The sequence below is a fragment of the Actinocorallia libanotica genome (genome assembly GCF_039525175.1).
Classification (GTDB): domain Bacteria; phylum Actinomycetota; class Actinomycetes; order Streptosporangiales; family Streptosporangiaceae; genus Actinocorallia; species Actinocorallia libanotica.
Map to the genome: position 1 here is coordinate 1 of NZ_BAAAHH010000012.1, position 21,656 is coordinate 21,656.

The following is a 21,656-nucleotide window of genomic DNA, read 5'->3' on the forward strand; positions in this document are numbered from 1 at the left end:
CGCCGCGCCCTGGGCGCGGCCGCCGCGCGCCGCGTGCGCGCCCTCTACTCCTGGGAGCGCGTCGCCCAGGGGACCGAAGCCGTCCACGCCAAGGTGGCCGACCGCGCCGCCGTGCCGATGGGGGAGGCCAGCTCATGATCGACGACCACCTGACCCGCCTGGAGACCGCACTGGCCCGGGTGCGCGGGCAGAGCCCGCTGCTGCTGCGCTGGGGCCGCCTCCTGGCCGCCACCCTGCAGGACGGCGGCCGCCTGCTGGCCTGCGGCAACGGCGGCAGCGCCGCCCAGGCCCAGCACCTGACCGCCGAACTCGTCGGCCGCTACCAGGGCGAGCGCCGCCCGTTCTCGGCGCTGTCCCTGCACGCCGACACCTCCGCGGTCACCGCGATCGTCAACGACTACGGCGCCGAGGAGCTGTACGCCCGCCAGGTGCGCGCCCACGGCCGCCCCGGCGACGTCCTGCTGGCCCTGTCCACCAGCGGCACCAGCCGCAACATCGTGTGCGCCGCCCACACCGCCGCCCGCGCCGGGATGCGCACCTGGGCGCTGACCGGACCCGCGCCCAACCCGCTGGCCGCCGCCTGCGAGGAGGCGCTCGTGGTGGACGCGCCCTCGACCGCCACCGTCCAGGAGGCGCACCTGGCGATCGTGCACCTGCTGTGCGAGGTCGTCGACGAGCAGGTGCGCCGCCCGGCGCACCGGACGGTGGTGCGGGCATGAGGGCCGGACCGCTGGTCGTGGTGGGCGACACGCTGCTGGACGTCGACCTGCAGGGCACCTCCCAGCGCCTGGCGCCGGACGCGCCGGTGCCGGTGGTCGACCTCGCCGCCGAACGCCCCCGCCCCGGCGGCGCGGGACTGGCCGCGGTGCAGGCCGCGCGGCTGCGCACCAGCCGCGAGACGGTGCTGGTCACCCCGCTGGCCGACACCGACGACCCGGACGCGCTGAAGCTGCTGGAACTGCTGGAGGCGCAGGGCGTGCGGGTGGTGCGCCTGCCGCTGAGCGGCCGCACCGTCCGCAAGACCCGCCTCATCGCCCACGGCAGGCCCCTGGTGCGGGTGGACCGCGGCGACGGCCGCCTGCACGGCCGCACCGGCCTGCCCGACGCCGCCGCCGCAGCCGTCCGCGGCGCCGGCGCGGTCCTGGTCTCCGACTACGGGCGCGGCACCGCCGCCCACCCGGTCCTGCGGGCGCTGCTGGAGGAGCTGCCCGGCGAGGTGCCGCTGGTGTGGGACCCGCACCCGCGCGGCGCCGAACCCGTGCCCAGGGCGCGCCTGGTGACCCCCAACCGCGAGGAGGCGCGCACCCTGGCCGCCACCGCGCGCACCGCCCGCTCCGGCGGCTACGCCCAGGCCGCCACCGACGCCGCCGCGCTGCGCGCCCGCTGGCGCGCCACGGGCGTGAGCGTGACGATGGGCGAGCACGGCGCCCTGCTGTGCACCGGCGACCAGCCGCCCGTCCTGGTGCCCGCCCCGCCCGTCCCGGGCAGGCCCGACACCTGCGGGGCGGGTGACTGCCTGTCCGCCGCCGCGACCGGCGCGCTCGCCGAGGGCGCCCTGCTGACCGAGGCGCTGGAGCAGGGCGTCCACCACGCCTCGGTGTTCGTCGCCGGCGGCCCGGCCCCCCGCGGGAGCGACACCGCCGAGGCCGAGCCGTGGGACCTGGTGCGCCGCACCCGCCTGCAGGGCGGCACCGTCGTGGCGACCGGAGGCTGCTTCGACCTGCTGCACCCCGGCCACGTCAGCCTGCTGCACCAGGCCGCGCGGCTGGGCGACCTTCTGGTGGTGTGCCTGAACTCCGACGCCTCGGTACGCGCCCTCAAGGGCCCGGGACGGCCCGTCATGGGCCAGGCGGACCGGGCCAGGGTGCTGTCGGCGCTGGGCTGCGTCGACGCCGTCATGGTCTTCGACGAGGAGACGCCGACGGCCCTGCTGGAGCGGCTCCGCCCGGACCTGTGGGTCAAGGGCGGCGACTACGGCCCGCTGGAGCTGCCCGAGGCGTCGCTGGTCCGCGGGCACGGCGGCCAGGTGCTGCTGCTGCCCTACCTGGAGGGCCGCTCCACCACCCGCCTGGTCCAGCGCGCCCACAGCGAGGGAGGCGAAGAGCGATGAGCACCACCACCCGTGCGGTCGTCACCGGCGGAGCGGGCTTCCTGGGCTCGCACCTGTGCGAGCGGCTGCTGGAGCGCGACGTGTCGGTCATCTGCATGGACAACTTCCTCACCGGCACCCCGCACAACCTCATCCACCTGCTGGGACGGCCCGGCTTCCAGGTCGTGGAATGCGACCTGACCGACTTCGTGCACGTCTCCGGACCCGTCGACCTCGTCCTGCACTTCGCCTCGGCCGCCTCACCGGTGGACTACCTGAAGCTGCCGCTGGAGACGCTGAAGGTCGGCGCGATCGGCACCATGCACGCCCTGGGCCTGGCCAGGGAGAAGAACGCGCGGTTCGTCCTGGCCTCCACCAGCGAGGTCTACGGCGACCCGCTGCGCCACCCCCAGCGCGAGGACTACTGGGGCAACGTCAACCCCGTCGGGCCGCGCAGCGTCTACGACGAGGCCAAACGCTACGCCGAGGCGCTGACCACCGCCTACCGCCACAGCCGCGACGTCGACACCGCCATCGTGCGCATCTTCAACACCTACGGGCCCCGGATGCGCCCGCACGACGGCCGCGCCATCCCCACCTTCATCCGCCAGGCGCTGGCGGGCGAGCCGCTGACGGTCGCCGGGGACGGCACCCAGACCCGCTCGATCTGCTACGTCGACGACACCGTCGAGGGCGTGCTCGCCCTGGCCTTCAGCGAGCACGAGGGCCCGGTCAACATCGGCAACGGCAGCGAGACCACCATCTTGGACCTGGCCCGCACCATCCGCGGCCTGGCCGGCTCGCCGTCGTCGATCCAGTTCGTCCCGCGCCCCGTCGACGACCCCAGCGTGCGCTGCCCGGACGTGGGCCTGGCCCGCCGCCTGCTGGGGTGGGCGCCGCGCACGGCGCCCGAGGAGGGCCTGGCCCGCACCATCGCATGGTTCGCCGACCGCCTGGCCCGCGTGTGAGTGAGGGAGCACGAATGCGAGTCCTGGGAATCAACGCGGTCTTCCACGACCCCGCGGCGACGCTCGTCATCGACGGACGGCCCGTCGCCGCGGCCGAGGAGGAACGCTTCAGCCGCCGCAAGCACGGCAAGCGGCCGGTGCCTTTCTCGGCCTGGGAGCAGCCGGGCCAGGCCGCACGATGGTGCCTGGAACACGCCGGCCTGAGCGCGGCCGACCTGGACGCCGTCGCCTTCTCCTACGACCCCGCGCTGGTGCGCCCGGCCCGCGAGATGGGGATCGACGACCCCTACGACGACCTGCGCACCCGGTACGCGCGCATGGCGCCGCAGCTGCTGTCCGAGGAACTGCCCGGCCTGGACCCGGCCAAGGCCGTGTTCGTCCCCCACCACGTCGCGCACGCCGCCTCGGCCGGACTGGCCGCCCCGGCCCGCTCGTGCGCGGTGCTGGTCAACGACGGGCGCGGCGAGGACGGCTCGCACCTGGCCGGCCACTACCGCGACGGCGAGCTGCGGGTGCTGGCCACCCAGCCGCTGCCGCACTCCCTGGGCCTGTTCTATGAGGACCTCACCCAGCACCTGGGCTTCCTGCGCTCCAGCGACGAGTACAAGGTGATGGCGCTGGCCTCCTACGGCAAGCCCCGCCACCTGGACGCCCTGCGCGAGGCGGTGCGCCTCCATCCCGACGGGGGCTTTCGCACCGACCCGATCGACTGGGCGTCGCTGTGCCCGCCGCGCGCACCGGACGCGCCCTGCACCGACGCGCACGCCGACCTCGCGGCCAGCGCCCAGCGCCGCCTGGAGGAGGTCCTGCTCGAACAGGCGAGCCTGCTGCACGAGCAGACCGGTGAGCGGCTGCTGGCCATGGCCGGAGGCACCGCGCTGAACTGCGTGGCCAACACCGTGCTGGCCCGCCGCGGCCCGTTCGAGCAGGTGTGGGTGCAGCCCGCCGCGGGCGACGCCGGCACCTCCCTGGGCGCGGCCCTGCACCTGGGCGCGCGGACCGGTCGGGAGCGGTGGACGATGCGCGGCGCCGACCTGGGCCGCGGCTTCGACGACACCGAGATCGAGCAGGCGCTGCGCCGCGCCCGCGTGCCCTACGAGCGGCCGCGGGACGTCGCCGAGGCGGCCGCCGAGGCCCTGGCCGCCAACGGGATCGTTGCCTGGGTGCAGGGCCGCGCCGAGTTCGGGCCGCGGGCGCTGGGGCACCGCTCGCTGCTGGCCCACCCCGGGCACCGCGCCAACCTCGAGCGCCTCAACGACGTCAAGGGCCGCGAGCAGTTCCGGCCGGTGGCGCCGATGGTGGCCGCGGGCCGCGCCGCGGAGATCTTCCAGCGCGGCCCCCTGCCCAGCCCCTACATGCTGTTCGTCCACGACGTCGCGCCCGCCTGGCAGGACCGCATCCCCGCCGCGGTCCACGTGGACGGCACCGCACGCGTGCAGACGGTCGACGCGCACGACGATCCGCTGACGGCGCGCCTGCTGGCGGCCTTCGAGGAGCGCACCGGCCTGCCCGTCCTGGTCAACACCAGTCTCAACACCGCAGGAAGGCCCATCGTGGACGATATCCGCGACGCATTGGAATGCTTCGGCTCCACTCCCGTCGATCTGCTGGCCCTCGGATCCTTCGTGGTGCGGCGATGAACGGCTACAGCATCGTCATCCCGACCCTGGTGCGCCCGTCCCTGCGCGCCTGCCTGGGCTCCCTGGTCCGCGCGTGGGGGCCGCGCCCGGAGGAGATCGTGCTGGTCGACGACCGGCCCCGCGGCGGCCCGGTGGTGCGCGTGCCCGGTGAGCTGGCCTGCCTGGTGCGGGTGGCGGCCAGCCGCGGCCGCGGCCCGGCGGCGGCCCGCAACCTGGGCTGGCGCCGCACCAGCACCCCGTGGGTGGTGTTCCTGGACGACGACGTGGTGGTGGAGGAGGACTGGTACGCGGCGCTGGCCGCCGACCTGAAACGGGCGGACGAGCGGGTGGCGGGGGTGCAGGGCCTCATCACCGTGCCGCCGCCCGAGGGCCGCGCCCCCACCGACGGCGAACGCGTGACCGCGGGCCTGGCCCGCGCCCGCTGGATCACCGCGGACATGGCCTACCGCCGCACCGCGCTGGTGGAGTCCGGCGGTTTCGACGAGCGCTTCCCGCGCGCGTTCCGCGAGGACGCCGACCTGGCGCTGCGCCTGCAGGCCGACGGGTGGGAGCTGGCGCTCGGCGAGCGCGGCACCCTGCACCCGGCGCGTCCGGCACGGGCGTCGGCGAGCCTGCGCGCCCAGGCCGGCAACGCCGACGACGCGCTGATGCGCGCCCTGCACGGCCGCGACTGGCACCACCGGGCCGGGGAGCACGTGGGGCGCCGGCCCCGCCACCTGGCCATCACCGGGGCCGGCGTGCTGGCGGCGGACGCGGCCCTGGCCGGGCGCCGCCGCCTGGCGGGCTGGGCGGGCCTGGCGGCGCTGGCGGGGGTGGGCGACTTCGCGGCGGCCCGCATCCTGCCGGGCCCGCGCGATGTGCGGGAGATGGCGCTGATGCTGGGCACCAGCCTGCTCATCCCGCCCGCGGCCTCCTGGCACTGGTTCGGCGGCCTGGCCCGCTCGCGCGCCGCCCGTCCCTGGCCCGGCCAGGCCAGGGCGCTGCTGCTGGACCGCGACGGCACCCTGGTCCACGACGTCCCCTACAACGGCGACCCCGACCTGGTGGAGCCGCTGCCGGGGGTGCGCGAGGCGCTGGACCTGGCCCGCGAGCGGGGACTGCGGCTGGGGGTGGTCAGCAACCAGTCGGGGCTGGCGGCCGGGCGCTTCTCGGCGTCGGACATGGCGGCGGTCAACCGGCGGGTGCAGGAGCTGCTGGGGCCCTTCGAGGTGTGGAAGACCTGTCCGCACGGCCCCCAGGAGGGCTGCGCGTGCCGCAAGCCCGCGCCGGGGCTGGTCGTGCAGGCCGCGGCCGAGCTGGGCGTGAGCCCGGCCGAGTGCGTGGTCGTCGGCGACATCGGCTCGGACGTCCAGGCCGCGCGGGAGGCCGGGGCCCGCTCGGTGCTGGTGCCCACCGCCCAGACCCGCCGCCAGGAGCTGCGGGGCGCGCGGTGCGCGCCGGACCTGATGACGGCGGTGCGCTACGCGCTCGGCGAGGCCTCGGGGGGCAGGCTGTGGCGGTGAGCGGCGGCGCGCTGGTGGTGCGCCTGGACGGGGCCGGCGACGTCCTGCTGGCCGGCCCCTGCGTCCGGGCGGTGCGCACCGGCCACGAGCGGGTGGCGGTACTGGCGGGCCCGCAGGGCGAGCAGGCCGCGCGGCTGCTGCCGGGGGTGTCGCAGGTGCTGGTGTGGCGGTGCCCGTGGGTGGTGCGCGAACCGCCGCCGGTGGAGGCGGGCGAGGTCCACCGGATGGTGGAGGAGATCGCCGCGCGGTCCTTCGCCGAGGCGCTGATCCTGACGTCCTTCCACCAGTCGCCGCTGCCGATGGCGCTGCTGCTGCGCATGGCTGGCATCGGGCGCATCAGCGCGATCAGCACCGACTATCCCGGCAGCCTCCTGGACGTGCGCCACCGCCTGGAAGAGGACGTGCACGAGGCCGAACGCGGCCTGTCCCTGGCGCGCGCCGCCGGGTTCGCCCTCCCGCCGGGCGACGACGGGGCTCTGGCGGTGCGCGCCCCGCTGCCGCCCACCGCCCACCTGACCGGCCAGGAGCCCTACATCGCGGTGCATCCGGGCGCCACGGCGGACGCGCGGCGCTGGCCGCGGGAGCGGTGGGTCGACGCCGTCAAGGAGCTGGTGCGCCGCGGCCATCGCGTGGTGGTGACGGGCGCGCCGGACGAGAAGGAGCTGACCGCCCATGTGGCCGGCGCGCACGGGACGGACCTGGGCGGGCGCACCGGCCTGCACGAGCTGGCCGGGGTCCTGGCGCGCGCCCGCGTCGTGCTGGCGGCCAACACCGGGCCCGCCCACCTGGCCGCGGCCGTGGGCACGCCGATCGTGTCGCTGTTCGCGCCCGTCGTCCCGGCGGCGCGCTGGCGGCCCTGGCGGGTGCCGCACGCCCTGCTGGGCGACCAGGACGCGCCGTGCCGCGCCAGCCGGGCCGTGGACTGCCCGGTGCCCGGGCATCCGTGCCTGAACGGGGTGAGCGACCAGGACGCGGCCGACGCCGCCGAGACGCTGGTGGAGGAGACGGGGAGATGAACGTTCTCATCTGGCATGTGCACGGCTCGTGGACCACGGCCTTCCTGCAGGGCTGCCACACCTACCTGCTGCCGGTCACCCCCGACCGCGGTCCCGACGGCCGGGGCCGCGCCCGCACCTGGCAGTGGCCCGAGAGCGCGGTGGAGGTGCCGCTGGGGCGCCTGGCCGACCACGAGGTGGACGTGGCCGTGCTGCAGCGCCCGCACGAGGAGGAGCTGCTGCGCCGCTTCCTGGGCCGCGACGTCCCGCTGGTGTACCTGGAGCACGACGCGCCGTGGGGCGAGGTGCCGCTGTCCCGCCATCCCGCGGCCGACCGCAAGGACGTGCTGCTGGTGCACGTCACGCACTTCAACGACCTGTTCTGGGACAGCGGCTCCACCGAGCGGCGCGTCATCGAGCACGCCGTCCTGGACCCCGGGCCGCTGTGGAGCGGGGAGCTGCCGCGCGCGGGGGTGGTGGTCAACGAGCCGCTGCGGCGCGGCCGCTACACCGGTACCGACCTGCTGGCCGAGCTCAGCGGCGGGGTGCCGGTGGACGTGTTCGGGATGAAGGTCACCGACCTGCCCCAGACGCTGGGCCTGCCCGAGGCCCACACCTTCGAGGACCTGCCCCAGACGCAGATGCACGAGCTGCTGGCCCGGCGGCGCCTGTACCTGCACCCCTTCCGGTGGACGTCGCTGGGCCTGTCGCTGGTCGAGGCGATGTACCTGGGGATGCCGGTGGTGGCGCTGGCGGCCACCGAGGTCGTGGAGGCGGTTCCGCCCGGCGCCGGGATCATCTCCACCCGGCCCGACACCCTCGCCCAGGCGGTGCGCCGCCTGGTGTGCGATCCCGACGAGGCGGCGGCGCTGGGCAAGGCGGCGCGGGAGGCGGCGCTGGACCGCTACGGGCTGGGGCGCTTCCTGGCCGAGTGGGACCTGGTGCTGCGCGAGGCCGTGGCACGATGAGCGCCGTCCTGATCCTGCGCGCCCTGGGCCTGGGGGACTTCCTGACGGGCGTGCCGGCCTACCGGGCGCTGGCGGCCGCCCACCCGGGCCGGGAGATCGTGCTGGCGGCGCCGGGGGCGCTGGCGCCGCTGGCGGCGCTGCCCGGCGCGATCGACCGGATCCTGCCCACCGGGGAGCTGCAGCCGATCCCCTGGCAGGGGCCGCCGCCGCGCCTGGCGGTGGACCTGCACGGCAACGGCCCGGCCAGCCACCGCCTCATCGCCGGCACCGGCGCGCGCGGCCAGTGGATGTACGGGTCCCCGGCGGCGCCGGACGTGGCGGGCCCGTGGTGGCGGGAGGAGGAGCACGAGACGGCCCGCTGGTGCCGGCTGCTGCGCTGGCACTGCCTGCCCGCCGACCCTTCGGATCTGCTGCTGGCCCCGCCCGCGGTGCCCTCTCCTGCGCCGGGGGCGACCGTGGTCCATCCGGGTGCGGCCCACGCCGCGCGCCGCTGGCCTCCCGAGCGGTTCGCCGCGGTCATCGGGGCGCTGGAGGACGCCGGGCACCGGGTGGTGGTCACCGGCGGCGCCGGTGAGCGCGCGCTGGCCGAGCGGGTCGCGCGGCTGGCGGGCCTGCCCCGGAGCCGGGTGCTGGCCGGGCGCCTGGACCTGTCGATGCTGGCGGCGCTGGTGGCCGGCGCCCGCCTGGTCGTCAGCGGCGACACCGGGGTGGCGCATCTGGCCTTCGCCTACGCCCGCCCGTCGGTGACGCTGTACGGTCCGGTCTCCCCGCGCCTGTGGGGGCCGCCCGCCCGCGAACGCCACCAGGTGATCTGGCATGGGCGGGACGGCCGTCCGGGGGATGCCCACGGCAGGCGTCCCGACGCGCGGCTGCTGGCCATCGGGGTGCCGGAGGTGGTGGAGGCCGCCCTGATCGGCGCCCCGGTGGGGTGAGCCCCCCGGTTCAGCCGGTGGGGGCTGCGGTCAGCCCGGCGGTGAGGAACGCCACGACGGTGGCGGTGTCGGGCAGGGCCGCCTCGGCGGCGGGGCTGGGCGACAGGGCGCGGCCGTAGATCTCCAGCAGCAGAGTGAAGGCCAGCCACCAGCGCTGGGAGATCTCGCGGGGGGACAGGTGCGGCAGGGCGCGGCCGAGCATGACCTCGAACGGCGCGGAGCTGAACCACGGCGAGGGCGCGGGGATGTGGCCGGTGGGCAGGACCGAGCGGGCCAGCAGGTGGCAGAGCATGCGGCCCTTCTCGGTGCGGGCGAGCTCCTCGAAGGGCTGGACGATCGCGGCGACCAGCTCGCCGACCTCGAAGCGCTGCTCGCGGGGGGTGGAGGCGCTGTGGGCCAGGCCCTCCAGCCGTTCGGCCCACAGCGGCAGCAGCTCGCGTTCCAGCAGTGCGGCCACCAGGCCGTCGCGGGAGCCGAAGTGGTAGTGGACCGCGCCGGGGTTGAGCCCGGCCTCGGCGTTGATGGCCCGCACCGAGACCTGGTCGGGGTTCTTGAGCAGGAAGAGGCGCTCGGCGGCCGACAGCAGGCGGTCGCGGGTGGAGGTTTCATCGCCGGCCATGCCGATGATTCTAGTGGCTTCAACCACCGTCCAATCAGTGATTGAATCGGTGTCGGAATCCGAGCGGAAACCCCTCACCCCCCACCGGAGGAACCCGTGTCCGTCCCCGACGTCTTCGCCCCCGCCCGGCTGGGCCCCCTGACCCTGCGCAACCGCGTCATCAAGTCCGCCACCTTCGAGCACATGGCCCCGGGCGCGCTGGTCGGCGACGAGCTGATCGAGTTCCACCGCGCGCACGCCGCCGGCGGCGTGGGCATGACCACGGTGGCCTACTGCGCGGTGGCGCCCGAGGGCCGCACCGAGTTCGACCAGATCCTCATGCGGCCCGAGGCGCTGCCGGGCCTGCGCCGCCTGACCGAGGCCGTGCACGCCGAGGGCGCGGCGGTCTCCGCGCAGATCGGCCACGCCGGGCCGGTCGCCAACGGCAGGTCCAACGGGGTGCACGGGCTGGCCGCCTCGGCGTTCTTCAACCCCATGTCGATGCAGAAGATCCGCCCAGCCACCCATGCCGACATCGAGCGCATCACCCGGGCGCACGCCGACGCCGCGCTCCTGGCGGTCGAGGCGGGCTTCGACGCCGTGGAGATCCACATGGGCCACAACTACTTCGCCAGCTCCTTCCTCAGTCCCCGCCTCAACCGCCGCAAGGACGAGTACGGCGGCTCCCTGGCCAACCGGGCCAAGGTCGCGCTCGGCGCCGCCCGCGCCGTGCGCGAGGCCGTCGGCGACCGGATCGCGATCCTGGCCAAGCTCAACATGGACGACGGCGTCGGCGGCGGCCTGCGCCCCAAGGAGAGCGTGCAGGTGGCCTCCTGGCTGGAGCGCGACGGAAGCCTGGATGCCCTGGAGCTGACGGCGGGCAGCTCCCTGCTCAACCCCATGTACCTCTTCCGCGGCGACGCCCCCGTCAAGGAGTTCGCCGAGGTGTTCTCCCAGCCGCTGCGGGCGGGCATCAAGCTGGGCGGCAAGAAGTTCCTGCACGCCTACCCCTACCAGGAGGCGTTCCTGCTGGAGACCGCCCGCCTCTTCCGCAAGGAGTTGAGCCTGCCGCTGGTCCTGCTGGGCGGCATCACCGGCCGCGCCACCATGGACAAGGCGATGGCCGAGGGCTTCGAGTTCGTGGCGATGGCCCGCGCCCTGCTGCGCGAGCCCGACCTGCTGAACCGGCTGCAGAAGGACCCGGCCACCCCGTCCCTGTGCACCCACTGCAACCAGTGCATGCCGACCATCTTCACCAAGACCCGCTGCGTCCTGGCCTGAGCGCCGTTCGCGCAGGTGCGGCTGGTGGCGGCGCCGGGCGCGCTCACCGGTTCTCCAGCAGCCGTGCCTGGTCCTCCAGGTGCGCGGGCAGGGGGCGGCGTTCGCGCAGGGCGGCGGGCAGGCGGCGCAGCAGTCCGGCCAGGGCGGTGCGGGCCTCGGGGTCGTGCAGGGCGGCGGCGGCCAGGCGGGCGGTGCCGCGTGCGGCGGTGCGCAGGGGGCGGCGCAGCCAGGCGGTCAGCAGGGCGTTGCGCTGCTCCAGGGCGAGCCGGCCCCGGGAGGGCCGGCTCGTGGAGGGGTGGTGCAGGGCCCGCACGGACGGCACGTGGCACAGCTCCCAGCCGTGGGTCCTCAGGTCCAGGGCCAGCAGGGTCTCCTCCCCGGCGAAGAACAGCAGCGGGTGAAAGCCCCTGGCCTGCAAGAACGCCTCGCGCCGCACGATGGAGGCGCACGCCAGGAACCCCAGGACGGGCGTGCCGGGCAGTTCGGGGCGGGCGGGCAGGGGGGAGCCGGCCAGCACGGCGTTGAGGGGGTCGGGGTCGCGGCCGGGGCCCACGAGGGTGGCGGCGGAGATCAGGGCCAGGCGGGGGTGGGCGTCCAGGAGGTCCGCGGCGCGGCGCAGGGCGCCGGGCTCCCACCAGGAGTCGTCGTCGCTGAAGGCCACGTAGGGGGTGCGGGCGGCGCGCACGCCCAGGTTGCGGGCGGCCGAGCCGTGGTTGCGGCCCAGGCGGATGAGGTCCACGCCGGGGAAGCGGCGGGCGACGAGGTCGGCGGTGCCGTCGCGGGAGCCGTTGTCCACGACCGTCACGCGGGGCCGTTCGGGCAGGGCCAGGAGGTGTTCCAGGGTCCTGGCCAGTTCCCGGCGCCGGTCGCGGGTGGCGATCACGATCGTCGTCGGGTCCGCTGTCACATACGGCTCCGTACCCCTCTAGAAATCTCGCGAAAATACCCATACATCCCCATGGGTGTTTATTAGCCGGGAATTGCCGAAAGTCCCACCGACCTTTCCGAAAACCGACAACCCGGGGACCTTGGCCCCCTGTCACCTGCCCGCACCCTGCGCCACCGTGGGAGAAAAGCCCACACGCGCGACCCCGCCGGAAAAAGCGGAGCCGCGCCGGCAGAGGGAGAGCACGCCCATGACCCGCACCATCCCGCAGGTGAAGACCCAGGCCGGCGGAAACGTCCCGCAGGAACTGCTGGACCGGGCCAAGGAGAAGATCGAGAAGCTCAGCGGCCGCGCCCCCGAACCCGTCCTGGCCGCCCGCGTCCGCCTCACGATGGGCCCCGACCCCGAACGCCCCGCCCTCGCCCAGGCCAACCTCGACGTCAACGGCCGCATCATCCGCGTCCAGACCGCCGCCTCCACCATGAGCGAGGCCGTCGACATCCTCGAAGACCGCATGGCCGAACGCCTGCGCCGCGTCGCCCGCCACTGGGAGGCCGTGCGCGGCGGCCAGCCCCGCCCCCGCGAATGGCGCCACAACGCCGAGCCCACCCAGCGGCCCGCCTACTACCCCCGCCCCATGGAGGACCGCCAGGTCATCCGCCACAAGTCCTACGAACTGCCCTCGGCCACCCCCGACGAGGCCGCCTTCGACATGGAGGCCCTGGACTACGACTTCCACCTGTTCACCGACGTCGCCACCGGCCAGGACAGCGTGCTTTACCGCCACGCCGACGCCTACCGCATGGCCCAGACCGACCCCAAGCCCCGCCGCGAGAGCACGGCGATCGACCTGACCGTCAGCCCCCACCCCGCGCCCCGCATCACCGTCCGCGAGGCCATCGAACGCCTGGAGGCCACCGGCCTGCCCTTCACGTTCTTCGCCGACGCCGAGACCGGCCGCGGCAACGTCCTCTACCACCGCTACGACGGCCACTACGGCCTCATCACACCCGCCGGATGACACCATGACCTACACCGACCGCAGGGACGCGGGTCGGCGCCTGGCCCACCACCTGGACCACCTGCGCGCCCGCGACCCCCTCATCCTGGGCCTGCCGCGCGGCGGCGTCCCCGTCGCCTTCGAGGTCGCCCAGACGCTGCGCGCCCCGATGGACGTCATCGTGGTCCGCAAGCTCGGCACCCCCGGCCACTCGGAGCTGGCCATGGGCGCCATCGGCGAGGGCGGCGTGCGCGTCCTCAACCCCGAGGTCCTGCGCGGCGGCCGCGTCAGCGACATCCAGCTGAGCCGGGAGGAGGAGTACGAGCAGGCCGTCCTGGACGAGCGCGCCGCCCGCTTCCGCGGCGGCCGCCCGCCGGTGGACCTGCGCGGCCGCGACGTCGTCATCGTCGACGACGGCGCGGCCACCGGCTCCACCGCCCGCGCCGCCTGCCTGGTGGCCCGCGCCCGCCACGCCGGACACATCACCCTGGCCGTCCCCGTCGCCTCGCCCGAGGCCGCGCGGAGCCTGCGCGAGGTCGCCGACGAGGTCGTCTGCCCGCACACCCCGCACGACTTCTACGCCGTCGGCCAGTTCTACGACGACTTCGACCAGACCACCGACGACGAGGTCATCACCCTGCTCAAGCAGGCGCGCGAGCCGGCCGCGCCCGTGGTGGACCGGGAGGTGGCCATCTCCGCCGGGCCGGTGGAGCTGTCCGGGCACCTGGTGCTGCCGCCCCGCCCCGAGGGCATCGTGCTGTTCGCCCACGGCAGCGGCAGCAGCCGCCACAGCCCGCGCAACCACCAGGTCGCGCGGGCCCTGAACGGCGCGGGCCTGGGCACCTTGCTGTTCGACCTGCTCACCCGCCGCGAGGAGCACGACCGCGGCCACGTGTTCGACATCCCGCTGCTGGCCGAACGCCTGGCCGACACCACCGGCTGGCTCCTGGCCGAACCCGACGCCCGCGGCCTGCCCGTGGGCTACTTCGGCGCCAGCACCGGCGCCGCGGCGGCCCTGGCGGCCGCGGCCGAACCCGGCTCGCCGGTGCGCGCCGTGGTCTCCCGGGGCGGCCGCCCCGACCTGGCCATGGCGCTCCTGCCGCAGGTCCAGGCGCCCACCCTGCTCATCGTGGGCGGCGCCGACCTGCCCGTCCTGGACCTCAACGAGCAGGCGCTGGCCCGCCTGCGCTGCCCCAAGCACCTGGCCGTCGTCCCCGGCGCCACCCACCTGTTCGAGGAGCCGGGCGCCCTGGAGGAGGTCGGCGACCTGGCCTCGGCCTGGTTCACCGAGCACCTGCGCTAGAAGGCGCTGTGCTCCAGCCAGTGGCCCAGCAGCGCCTCATCGCCCGCCACCCGCACGCGCCCGGGTGAGGCGCGGCGGCTGAAGACCAGCAGCAGGTCCAGCGCGCCGCCGCGGACGGTGACGTCGGCGGGCGCGTCCTGGGCGCTCCAGGAGAGGGACTCGGGCGTGCGCCGCACCGTCCAGACGGCCGGGACGTCGTCGGCGGCGAACTTCAGCACGCCGCGGCCGCGCAGTTCGGCCAGGGCGGGGGACATGCCGCCGTTGACCGAGGCGGTGATCAGGTCCAGGCCCTCGCTCAGCGCGTCGGCCGCGGCCTTTGCCGGGGCGGTGAACTCCTCGCCCGCCGCCAGGGCGGCGTCCGCGCGGTGCACCAGCACGTCGTTGCGCATGCGCCTGCTCCAGAAGCGGGCGGGCCGCGGCCCCAGGAACGTCCACACCACGGCGTCGGGGTCCTCGCCGACCGCCTCGGCCACCAGCCGGGCGCTCTGGCGCAGCCACGGGCCGGGTTCGGCGGGCACGTCGCCCTCGGGCGGGGGCGGGGGAGTGCCGGTGCGCACGAGCTCGGCGGCCCACCGCTGCCCGTGGCCCACGTGGGCGGCCAGGTCGGCCAGCGTCCACTCGGGGCAGGTGGGGACGGGCAGCGCCGGGTCGGCGCGCTCCAGCAGGTCGGCCAGGGCCGCGGTCTGGTCCTTCAGGTCGAGGCAGGTGTCCATGCGCCCTCCGTTGATGATACCTGTGTACCAAATCTTTATGGTACCTATGTATCACGAAGTCACGAGGCGATCCACGCACCCCCGCAGCACCCGCAGCGCGGCCTCTCCGTCCCGCCGTCCGGTCAGCACGCTGATGCCCAGCCCGTTGGCGACCGCCAGCAGCTCCGCGGCCACCATCTGCGCGTCCAGCCCCGCCGCCGTGCGGCCCTCCCGCCCGGCCCGCTCCACGTACCCCGCCAGTAGCCCCTCCAGCGCCGCGGAGTCCACCGCCCCCTGCGGCGGGGGAGCGCCCCGCGAGAGCTCGTAGGCGTAGTAGGCGTGATAGGTGAGGATCACGCGCCGCCCCTCCTCGTCGTCGGGCAGCACCGCCGACAGCGCGCCCAGCAGCAGCCCCCGCACGTCCTCCACCCCCGCGGTGCGGGCGCGCACCCGCTCGCCCAGGCGCGCCGCCAGGTGCTCCAGCGCTCCCGCCAGCAGCTCGTCCTTGCTGTGGAAGTAGTACTGCACCAGCCGCAGCGACACCCCCGCCTCGGCCGCCACCTCCCGCATCGTGGCCGCGTGCAGCCCCCGCGCGCTCGCCACCGACAGCAGCGCCTCGGCGATCTGCCGCCGCCGCACCGCGTGATCGACCAGCTTGGGCACCGGTCCTCCCTCCTCGCGTCGGCGCCACCCTACGCCCGCCCCCGCGCGCGGACGGGCCGGCGCGTCCACCGATCGGCGCATAGCCCCCATACGGGACAGATCGCCAGGGCGCGGGGGAGTAGGTTAGGCTCACCTAACCCGTTATCGCTGGTGCCACCACGCCGGTTTTGGTGCACCCGAATCATCCGACCAAGGACCGCCCCATGCTCACCCTCCGCACCCTGCGCCGCCCCGCCCTCATGGCCACGGCCGCCACCACCCTGGCCCTCCTCCTGAGCGCCTGCAGCTCCAGCGACGACACCACCACCGGCGCCGAGGACAAGCCCGCCACCGCGGCCTTCCCCGTCACCATCACCAGCGCCCTGGGCGACGCCGTCATCAAGGAGCAGCCCGAGCGCGTCGTCACCCTCGGCCAGGGCTCCACCGAGACCGCCATCGCCCTGGGCAGCACCCCCGTCGGCATCGAGAGCTACCCGTGGGGCAGCGACAAGACCGGCTACCTGCCCTGGATCCACGAGGCAGTCACCGAAAAGGGCGCGGAGCTGCCCAAGCAGTTCACCGGCGGCGAGGAACTCGACATCGAGACCATCGTCGAACTCGACCCCGACGTCATCCTCGCCCCCTGGTCGGGCATCACCCAGGAGCAGTTCGACCTCCTCAACGACGTCGCCCCCACCGTCGCCTACCCCGACCTGCCCTGGAGCACCGACTGGGACCAGCAGATCACCACGGTCGCCAAGGCCCTCGGCAAGCCCGCCGACGGCGAGAAGCTCATCGGCGACATCAAGCAGCAGCTCGCCGACGCCGCCCAGAGCCGCCCCGACTACAAGAACGTCACCTTCTCCTACATCTACACCGACGGCCCCGGCACCCTCGGCGTCTTCCTGCCCACCGAGCAGCGCGCCGAGATGGTCGCCTCCCTGGGCCTCAAGCCCGACCCCGTCGTGAGCACCTTCAAGGAGACCGAGGGCACCGACTCCGCCGTCATCGGCCTGGAGAACGCCGACAAGCTCAAGGACACCGACGTCGTGTTCACCTTCTACACCGACGCCAAGACCCGCAAGGAGATCGAGGCGCAGCCCCTGTACGCCGCCATCCCCGCCATCAAGAACGGCGCCGTGGTGGCCAGCGACGACAACTCCTTCGTCACCGCCTCCTCCATGATCAACCCGCTGACCGTGCCCTGGAGCATCGAGCGCTTCCTCCCGCTCATCGACGAGGCCGTCGCCAAGGCCAAGTAGGGCACCGCCCCCCATGACCACCCGCACGACACACCCGTCGCGCGGCGCCGGGCCCCTGCGGCCCGGCGCCGCGCGTCCGGCGTTCGCCCTCCTCCTGGCCCTGCTCCTCCTGGCCGCCGCCACCCTGGCCAGCATCGCCCTGGGCAGCCTCGCCATCCCCCCGGGCGCCCTGTGGGACGTCCTGACCGGCCACGGCGACCCCCACCACACCGCCGTCGTCCACAGCCGCTACCCCCGCACCGCCCTGGGCATCCTCGCCGGCGCCTGCCTCGCCGTCGCCGGCACCCTCATGCAGGGCGTCACCCGCAACCCCCTGGCCGACCCCGGCATGCTCGGCATCAACGCCGGCGCCTCGGCCACCATCGTCCTGGCCACCGCCTACCTCGGCGCCTCCGGCCAGGCCGACATCCTGTGGTGGTCGCTGCCCGGCGCCCTGGCCGCAGGCCTCCTCGTCCACCTCATCGGCACCCGCCGCGGCGGCACCAGCACCGTCCGCCTCGTGCTGGCCGGAGCCGTCCTCGCCGCCGTCCTCAACGCCCTCATCCAGGCCGTCACCCTCAGCCGGCCCGAGGTCTTCGACAACTACCGCTTCTGGGTCGTGGGCTCCCTGGCCGGACGCGGCTTCGACACCCTCTGGACCGTCCTGCCCCTGGCCGCCGCGGGCCTCCTGGCCGCGCTCGCCCTCGGCCGCCCCCTCAACACCCTGGCCCTGGGCGACGACTCCGCCACCGCCCTGGGCGCCAGACCCGCCCGCACCAAGGCCGCGGGCCTGCTCACCGCCACCCTCCTGGCCGCCGCGGCCACCGCCGCCACCGGCCCCATCGCCTTCATCGGCCTGGCCGTGCCCCACCTCGTCCGCGCCCTCCTGGGCCCCGACCTGCGCCACCAGATCCTCTTCTCCCTCCTGCTGGGCCCCTCCCTCCTCCTGGCCGCCGACATCATCGGACGGCTCCTGCTGCGCCCCGAAGAGCTCATGGTCGGCATCGTCACCGCCTTCGTCGGCGCCCCCGCCCTCCTGATCGCCGTCCGCAAGATGAGGAAGGACGCATGACCGCCCGCGGAGCGTCCGCCCGCCACGCCGTGCGCCCCCGCACCCTGGCCACCGCCGCCGCCTTCCTCCTCCTGCTGGCCGCGGCCGCCACCGCCACCCTCACCCTGGGCCGCCTGGGCATCGCCCCCGCCGACCTGCCCGGCGCGCTCCTGGGCGGCGCCGAGGGCAAGGACGCCTTCGTCCTGGAACGCCTGCGCGGGCCCCGCCTGGTCGTCGCCCTGGGCGTCGGCGCCGCGTTCGGCCTGGCCGGCACCCTCTTCCAGTCCGTCACCCGCAACCCGCTGGGCAGCCCCGACGTCATCGGCATCGGCGCCGGGGCCGGGGCGGGCGCCGCCCTCGTCGCGCTCTTCCTGCCCGGCCTCGTCCCCGTCCCGCTGGGCGCCCTCACCGGCGCCGTCCTGGCCATGGCCGCGGTCTACCTCTCCACCGGCACCGGCTTCCGCAGCCCCGGGCGGTTCATCGTCGCCGGCATCGGCGTCACCGCCGTCGCCCAGGCGGTCATCCAGTACGCCGTCTACGCCATCGAACGCGACAAGGCCAGCGTCCTGACCGCCTACGTCAACGGCAGCCTCAACGCCCGCTCCTGGCAGGACGCCGCCACCATCTGGCTCGTCGTCGCCCTCACCGCGCCGCTCACCGCCCTCCTGGCCCGCGACCTGACGGTGGGGGAGATGGGCGACGACACCGCCACCGCCCTGGGCACCCGCCCCGCCCGGGTGCGCACCGCCGCCGTCGTCCTGTCGATCGTCCTGTCGGCCGCCGCCGTCAGCGCCGCGGGCCCCATCGCCTTCATCTCCCTGTGCGCCCCGCAGATCGCGCGCCGCTGCACCCGCGCCGCCGGCCCCAACCTGGCGATGTCGGCGCTGGTGGGCGCCTTCCTGCTGGCCCTGGCCGACCTGGCGGCCCAGCAGCTCCCGCTCTTCACCACCCTGCCCGTCGGCATCTACACCATGGCCCTGGGCGGCGGCTACCTCGGCTACCTCCTCATCCGCGAATGGCGCCGCGGCGTTCTGTGACCTGCGGGTGGCCTGCGGTCGGCCCGCGGGTCGCCCACGGGCCGCACCGACAACTTAATTTGTCTTGACAAATTTTATTGTCGGCAGAATCCTGGAACGGTGATCGACGTCGCCGTCATCGAAGAACCCGCCGCAGCCGCGGCCACCCTGGACCCCATCCGGTCCCGGATCCTGGCCGCCCTCACCGAACCCGGCTCCGCCGCCATGCTCGCCGGCCGCCTGGGACTGCCCCGACAGAAGATCAACTACCACCTCAAGGAGCTGGAACGGCACCAGCTGGTCGAACTCGCCGAGGAACGGCGCAAGGGCAACGTCACCGAACGCCTCTACCGCGCCACCGCCGCCTCCTACGTCATCTCGCCCAGCGTCCTGCCCGCCGTCAGCCCCGACCCCGCCCGCTCGCCCGACCAGCTCTCCGCCCGCTGGCTCCTGGCCCTGGGATCCCGCCTCGTCCAGGAGGTCGGATCCCTGCTGACCGGCGCCGCCCGCGCCCAGAAACGCATCGCCACCTTCGGCATCGACGCCGAGGTGCGGTTCGCCTCCGCGGCCGACCGGGCCGCCTTCACCCAGGAACTGGCCCAGGCCGTGACGGCCCTCGTCGGCCGCTACCACGACGAGAACGCACCGGCCGGCCGCACCCACCGAGTGGTCGTCGGCCTCCACCAGATCCCCACCGCACCCGGAGAGGACCCCCGATGACGCACCCGTTCGACATCGAACTGGAGACGATCCTGCCCGCGACCCCCGAACAGGTCTGGGAGGCGATCGCGACAGGACCGGGAACCGACTCCTGGTTCATGGGACGCAACGAGGTGGAGCCACGCGAAGGCGGCACCACCGTCATGGACACCGGCGGCCACCGCGAAGAAGCGGAGATCACCGCCTACGAGCCCGGCAAACGCTTCGCCACCCGCACCCCCACCGCCGAAGACGGCCGGTTCATGGCCCTGGAATACCTGATCGAAGGCCGAGACGGCGGCAGCACCGTCCTGCGCGTCGTCCACAGCGGCATGCTCGGCGACGACTGGCAGGACGAGTACGACGCCCTGCGCCGCGGCTGGCCCTTCCACCTCCACACCCTCCGTGAGTACCTGACCCACTTCCCGGGACGCACCGCGGCTCCCGTCTTCGCCGTCGTGGCACGCCCGGACGGCCCGCCGGCCCGGCAGATCCGGGCGGCGATCACCCGCGCCCTGTCGCTACCGACCCCGGTCACCGCGGGCGCACGGGCGCACGCCGCACCGGCGGGCCTGCCGCCACTGGAGGGCGAGGTCGTCTGGGCCGACGACGAACGCATCGGCATCCGCACCGCCGACGGGCTCTACACCTTCCACAACGCCGAAGGCCTCGCGCTGATGTTCCACCACCTGTTCGGACCCGACACCGACGGCGCCGAGGCCGCCTGGCAGAAATGGCTCGCCGAACTCCTCGGCTGACCCGCACCGACGTTCCCCTCACACCCGCACCCGATGACAAGGAGACCCTCATGCGCACCCTGATCAGCTCCGCCTTCGTCTCACTCGACGGAGTCATGGAGGCTCCCGGCGGCGAGCCCGGCTACCGCAACTCCGGATGGACCTTCAAGGACATCGAGTTCGTCCCCGAGGCCTACGAGATCAAGGCACGAGAGCAGCAGGAGTCCACCGCGATGCTGCTGGGCCGGGCCAGCTACCAGGCGTTCAGCCCGGTATGGCCGGACATGGAGGACTTCGCCGACTACAAGCTCATGCCGAAGTACGTCGTCTCCACCACCCTCACCGAAGACGACCTCGTCACCGACTGGGGCGAGACCACCATCCTGCGCTCACTCGACCAGGTCGCCGCCCTCAAGGAGACCGAAGGCGGCCCCATCATCGTCCACGGCAGCGCCACCCTGAACCGCGCCCTCTCCGACGCCGGCCTCATCGACCGCTACCACCTGCTCGTCTTCCCCCTCCTCCTCGGAGCCGGCAAGCGGCTGTTCAGCACCACCGACAAGGACACCCAGAAACTGAAGCTCATCGAGCACCAGACCTACTCCAACGGCATCCAGAAGTCCGTCTTCGACGTCATCCACTGACCCCGGACACCCACCGCCGGACCGCACCGGGGGAGTCCAGCCGCACCACGACCAGCCCCGGATGCCGCCCGATCCGCTCGAGCGTCTTCTCCCGCTTGCGCGCGTACTGGCTCCAGGCCCACCGGACGGGATGATCGGCCTCCAGCCACTGGGCGAAGGACTCGCGGTTGCCGTTCCACAACTCCCGCCGGGTGAGCGCACGGGACACCGAACGCCGCACCACGCGCCCCATCACCGTCCGGCGCGGCAGATCCAGCCAGACCAGGGTGTCGGCACGCCGCCACAGCAGGTCCTCCAGGACCGAGTGGTACTGGTCCTCGGTCACCCAGCGCGGCCCCGCCGAGAACGACTCGACATCGGCCTCGAACCGGGCGCGCCTGGTCCAGCCCGGACCGTGGTGCAGCGCGTCGAGTTCATGATGGGGCAGCCCCAGCCGGTCCTGCAGCCTGCGGGAGAGCGTGGTCTTGCCCGCCCCGCTGATGCCGGAGATGAGTATCCGCTCCATACGGCCGATACTCCCACGGTGGTGCCGCGGCCCCGGACGGCTCCGGGGCCGCGGCACGGGAAGCGGGCTCAGCCGGTGTCGGGTCGGCTGGGCCCGCGGGTCGCGGGTTCGCGGCGGGTCGTGGCCTGGTGCGGCCGTTCACTTTCGTCCTCGAGGTTTAGGCTGGGGTCCAGCGGCCTCCCTCCGCCCATGTCGGGTGGGCGGAGGGAGGACCGTCCGCCGGCGTGTCACCTTGCGAACCCTTTCTTCCCGGCGCGAATTCCAGAA

Annotated in this window: 22 protein-coding genes; 17 read left to right on the forward strand and 5 right to left on the reverse strand. The window is 74.7% G+C overall.

The features are described 5' to 3' along the window. Nucleotides 1-137: 137 nt before the first annotated feature. From ABD140_RS16360 to ABD140_RS16395, 8 genes are read left to right on the forward strand one after another with little or no spacing between them, the layout of a single operon-like run. Entirely contained in the window at nucleotides 138-719 is a 582-nt protein-coding gene (locus ABD140_RS16360; RefSeq protein ID WP_425544124.1) for a D-sedoheptulose-7-phosphate isomerase, read from the forward strand. Beyond that, on the forward strand, nucleotides 716-2,110 hold the full coding sequence (rfaE2, locus tag ABD140_RS16365) for a D-glycero-beta-D-manno-heptose 1-phosphate adenylyltransferase (RefSeq protein WP_344241635.1): 1,395 nt from the start codon (nucleotides 716-718) through the stop codon (nucleotides 2,108-2,110). The genes ABD140_RS16360 and rfaE2 overlap by 4 nt, the downstream gene beginning before the upstream one ends. Further along, a complete protein-coding gene (locus ABD140_RS16370; RefSeq protein ID WP_344241637.1) occupies nucleotides 2,107-3,057 on the forward strand; it encodes a UDP-glucuronic acid decarboxylase family protein in 951 nt (316 codons plus the stop codon). The genes rfaE2 and ABD140_RS16370 overlap by 4 nt, the downstream gene beginning before the upstream one ends. A gap of 14 nt (nucleotides 3,058-3,071) precedes the next feature. Further along, on the forward strand, nucleotides 3,072-4,697 hold the full coding sequence (locus ABD140_RS16375) for a carbamoyltransferase family protein (protein WP_344241639.1): 1,626 nt from the start codon (nucleotides 3,072-3,074) through the stop codon (nucleotides 4,695-4,697). Continuing rightward, nucleotides 4,694-6,199 carry an HAD-IIIA family hydrolase gene (locus ABD140_RS16380; protein WP_344241641.1) on the forward strand — a complete coding sequence of 502 codons (1,506 nt, stop codon included), beginning with the start codon at nucleotides 4,694-4,696 and terminating at the stop codon, nucleotides 6,197-6,199. The genes ABD140_RS16375 and ABD140_RS16380 overlap by 4 nt, the downstream gene beginning before the upstream one ends. Beyond that, nucleotides 6,196-7,215, forward strand: a complete 1,020-nt coding sequence (locus ABD140_RS16385; protein ID WP_344241643.1) for a glycosyltransferase family 9 protein — start codon at nucleotides 6,196-6,198, stop codon at nucleotides 7,213-7,215. Before ABD140_RS16380 ends, ABD140_RS16385 begins: the two co-directional genes overlap by 4 nt. Beyond that, nucleotides 7,212-8,162: a glycosyltransferase gene (locus tag ABD140_RS16390; RefSeq protein ID WP_344241645.1), complete on the forward strand. Its 951-nt coding sequence runs from the start codon at nucleotides 7,212-7,214 to the stop codon at nucleotides 8,160-8,162. Before ABD140_RS16385 ends, ABD140_RS16390 begins: the two co-directional genes overlap by 4 nt. Then, nucleotides 8,159-9,094, forward strand: a complete 936-nt coding sequence (locus ABD140_RS16395; protein ID WP_344241647.1) for a glycosyltransferase family 9 protein — start codon at nucleotides 8,159-8,161, stop codon at nucleotides 9,092-9,094. The genes ABD140_RS16390 and ABD140_RS16395 overlap by 4 nt, the downstream gene beginning before the upstream one ends. Before the next feature lie 10 nt (nucleotides 9,095-9,104). Here the strand turns inward: ABD140_RS16395 and ABD140_RS16400 are convergent, their stop codons facing one another. After that, nucleotides 9,105-9,713, reverse strand: a complete 609-nt coding sequence (locus ABD140_RS16400) for a TetR/AcrR family transcriptional regulator (RefSeq protein ID WP_344241649.1) — start codon at nucleotides 9,711-9,713, stop codon at nucleotides 9,105-9,107. 96 nt (nucleotides 9,714-9,809) lie between these two features. Between ABD140_RS16400 and ABD140_RS16405 the strand changes: the two genes are divergently transcribed. Beyond that, nucleotides 9,810-10,973: an NADH:flavin oxidoreductase gene (locus ABD140_RS16405; RefSeq protein ID WP_344241651.1), complete on the forward strand. Its 1,164-nt coding sequence runs from the start codon at nucleotides 9,810-9,812 to the stop codon at nucleotides 10,971-10,973. Between the two features lie 43 nt (nucleotides 10,974-11,016). Here ABD140_RS16405 and ABD140_RS16410 read toward each other — a convergent pair whose 3' ends face one another. Further along, entirely contained in the window at nucleotides 11,017-11,880 is an 864-nt protein-coding gene (locus ABD140_RS16410; RefSeq protein ID WP_344241653.1) for a glycosyltransferase family 2 protein, read from the reverse strand. Between the two features lie 229 nt (nucleotides 11,881-12,109). Here ABD140_RS16410 and ABD140_RS16415 point away from each other — a divergent pair, with 229 nt between their 5' ends. Both ABD140_RS16415 and ABD140_RS16420 read left to right on the forward strand, forming a co-directional pair. Beyond that, on the forward strand, nucleotides 12,110-12,880 hold the full coding sequence (locus tag ABD140_RS16415; protein ID WP_344241654.1) for a ribosome hibernation promotion factor: 771 nt from the start codon (nucleotides 12,110-12,112) through the stop codon (nucleotides 12,878-12,880). A gap of 4 nt (nucleotides 12,881-12,884) precedes the next feature. Next, nucleotides 12,885-14,162 (forward strand): phosphoribosyltransferase family protein, encoded by a 1,278-nt coding sequence (locus ABD140_RS16420; RefSeq protein WP_344241656.1) that lies wholly within the window; start codon nucleotides 12,885-12,887, stop codon nucleotides 14,160-14,162. On the opposite strand, the gene ABD140_RS16425 is transcribed toward ABD140_RS16420, so the two are convergent. Next, nucleotides 14,159-14,875, reverse strand: coding sequence for a maleylpyruvate isomerase family mycothiol-dependent enzyme (locus ABD140_RS16425; RefSeq protein WP_344241658.1), 717 nt, complete (start codon nucleotides 14,873-14,875; stop codon nucleotides 14,159-14,161). The two genes, ABD140_RS16420 and ABD140_RS16425, sit on opposite strands and share 4 nt — an antisense overlap. Before the next feature lie 51 nt (nucleotides 14,876-14,926). Next, nucleotides 14,927-15,517, reverse strand: coding sequence for a TetR/AcrR family transcriptional regulator (locus tag ABD140_RS16430; protein WP_344241660.1), 591 nt, complete (start codon nucleotides 15,515-15,517; stop codon nucleotides 14,927-14,929). Between the two features lie 203 nt (nucleotides 15,518-15,720). On the opposite strand from ABD140_RS16430, the gene ABD140_RS16435 reads away from it, so the two are divergent. The 6 genes from ABD140_RS16435 (at nucleotide 15,721) to ABD140_RS16460 (ending at nucleotide 20,884) form a co-directional block, all read left to right on the forward strand. Continuing rightward, nucleotides 15,721-16,758, forward strand: coding sequence for an iron-siderophore ABC transporter substrate-binding protein (locus tag ABD140_RS16435; RefSeq protein WP_344241662.1), 1,038 nt, complete (start codon nucleotides 15,721-15,723; stop codon nucleotides 16,756-16,758). A 13-nt stretch (nucleotides 16,759-16,771) separates the two neighbouring features. Next, a complete protein-coding gene (locus ABD140_RS16440; RefSeq protein WP_344241664.1) occupies nucleotides 16,772-17,809 on the forward strand; it encodes a FecCD family ABC transporter permease in 1,038 nt (345 codons plus the stop codon). Then, nucleotides 17,806-18,825, forward strand: coding sequence for a FecCD family ABC transporter permease (locus ABD140_RS16445; RefSeq protein ID WP_344241666.1), 1,020 nt, complete (start codon nucleotides 17,806-17,808; stop codon nucleotides 18,823-18,825). Before ABD140_RS16440 ends, ABD140_RS16445 begins: the two co-directional genes overlap by 4 nt. Before the next feature lie 99 nt (nucleotides 18,826-18,924). After that, complete coding sequence (locus ABD140_RS16450) at nucleotides 18,925-19,524, forward strand: ArsR/SmtB family transcription factor (RefSeq protein WP_344241668.1); 600 nt, start codon at nucleotides 18,925-18,927, stop codon at nucleotides 19,522-19,524. Then, complete coding sequence (locus ABD140_RS16455; RefSeq protein WP_344241670.1) at nucleotides 19,521-20,261, forward strand: SRPBCC family protein; 741 nt, start codon at nucleotides 19,521-19,523, stop codon at nucleotides 20,259-20,261. Before ABD140_RS16450 ends, ABD140_RS16455 begins: the two co-directional genes overlap by 4 nt. Before the next feature lie 50 nt (nucleotides 20,262-20,311). Further along, nucleotides 20,312-20,884 (forward strand): dihydrofolate reductase family protein, encoded by a 573-nt coding sequence (locus tag ABD140_RS16460; protein WP_344241672.1) that lies wholly within the window; start codon nucleotides 20,312-20,314, stop codon nucleotides 20,882-20,884. On the opposite strand, the gene ABD140_RS16465 is transcribed toward ABD140_RS16460, so the two are convergent. Beyond that, nucleotides 20,874-21,389, reverse strand: a complete 516-nt coding sequence (locus ABD140_RS16465; protein WP_344241674.1) for a P-loop NTPase family protein — start codon at nucleotides 21,387-21,389, stop codon at nucleotides 20,874-20,876. The two genes, ABD140_RS16460 and ABD140_RS16465, sit on opposite strands and share 11 nt — an antisense overlap. Nucleotides 21,390-21,656: the final 267 nt, after the last annotated feature.

Coding starts and splice junctions, on each gene's coding strand:
- ABD140_RS16415 (WP_344241654.1), top strand. CDS start 12,110: ATGACCCGCACCATCCCGCAGGTGAAGACCCAGGCCGGCGGAAACGTC.
- ABD140_RS16445 (WP_344241666.1), top strand. CDS start 17,806: ATGACCGCCCGCGGAGCGTCCGCCCGCCACGCCGTGCGCCCCCGCACC.
- ABD140_RS16390 (WP_344241645.1), top strand. CDS start 7,212: ATGAACGTTCTCATCTGGCATGTGCACGGCTCGTGGACCACGGCCTTC.
- ABD140_RS16465 (WP_344241674.1), bottom strand. CDS start 21,389: ATGGAGCGGATACTCATCTCCGGCATCAGCGGGGCGGGCAAGACCACG.
- ABD140_RS16395 (WP_344241647.1), top strand. CDS start 8,159: ATGAGCGCCGTCCTGATCCTGCGCGCCCTGGGCCTGGGGGACTTCCTG.
- ABD140_RS16375 (WP_344241639.1), top strand. CDS start 3,072: ATGCGAGTCCTGGGAATCAACGCGGTCTTCCACGACCCCGCGGCGACG.
- ABD140_RS16455 (WP_344241670.1), top strand. CDS start 19,521: ATGACGCACCCGTTCGACATCGAACTGGAGACGATCCTGCCCGCGACC.
- ABD140_RS16420 (WP_344241656.1), top strand. CDS start 12,885: ATGACCTACACCGACCGCAGGGACGCGGGTCGGCGCCTGGCCCACCAC.
- ABD140_RS16460 (WP_344241672.1), top strand. CDS start 20,312: ATGCGCACCCTGATCAGCTCCGCCTTCGTCTCACTCGACGGAGTCATG.
- ABD140_RS16380 (WP_344241641.1), top strand. CDS start 4,694: ATGAACGGCTACAGCATCGTCATCCCGACCCTGGTGCGCCCGTCCCTG.
- rfaE2 (WP_344241635.1), top strand. CDS start 716: ATGAGGGCCGGACCGCTGGTCGTGGTGGGCGACACGCTGCTGGACGTC.
- ABD140_RS16400 (WP_344241649.1), bottom strand. CDS start 9,713: ATGGCCGGCGATGAAACCTCCACCCGCGACCGCCTGCTGTCGGCCGCC.
- ABD140_RS16440 (WP_344241664.1), top strand. CDS start 16,772: ATGACCACCCGCACGACACACCCGTCGCGCGGCGCCGGGCCCCTGCGG.
- ABD140_RS16425 (WP_344241658.1), bottom strand. CDS start 14,875: ATGGACACCTGCCTCGACCTGAAGGACCAGACCGCGGCCCTGGCCGAC.
- ABD140_RS16370 (WP_344241637.1), top strand. CDS start 2,107: ATGAGCACCACCACCCGTGCGGTCGTCACCGGCGGAGCGGGCTTCCTG.
- ABD140_RS16435 (WP_344241662.1), top strand. CDS start 15,721: ATGCTCACCCTCCGCACCCTGCGCCGCCCCGCCCTCATGGCCACGGCC.